The following is a 519-nucleotide window of genomic DNA, read 5'->3' on the forward strand; positions in this document are numbered from 1 at the left end:
GTCGCTTTCCATCAACGGGATTCTCAACGACTTTCAGAAGGACCCTTGATGGGTTGAAGGACCCCCTGCGGGATCCTCGCTCCCGATGAGGATACCTTTCAGAAGGACCCTTGATGGGTTGAAGGGGGCAGTAATCCACCGTTAGCCGTCACTCAGGACCGACTTTCAGAAGGACCCTTGATGGGTTGAAGGGGATCGTGGATGCCGCCGGGTGCGACCCACTCGCCTTTCAGAAGGACCCTTGATGGGTTGAAGGACCGTATCCACGTTGCTCCCGTCGTCGTCGCGACCGCCTTTCAGAAGGACCCTTGATGGGTTGAAGGACCCCAGTATGTCCGCGGTTCTGAAAAGTGTGCACTTTCAGAAGGACCCTTGATGGGTTGAAGGGCGGGTGGCGTGACGACGAGCGCGTGATGGACGCGACTTTCAGAAGGACCCTTGATGGGTTGAAGGGTTTACGCCACCGACCGCCCGGCAACCCCTTCGACACTTTCAGAAGGACCCTTGATGGGTTGAAGG

Annotated in this window: 1 CRISPR repeat array. The window is 57.4% G+C overall.

Features of this window, described 5'->3' with window-relative positions:
• The first annotated feature begins 30 nt into the window (after positions 1–30).
• A CRISPR array of direct repeats spans positions 31–519; the repeat unit is 30 nt; unit sequence CTTTCAGAAGGACCCTTGATGGGTTGAAGG.

Source organism: Halobellus captivus (genome assembly GCF_007655485.1).
Taxonomy (GTDB): domain Archaea; phylum Halobacteriota; class Halobacteria; order Halobacteriales; family Haloferacaceae; genus Haloquadratum; species Haloquadratum captivum.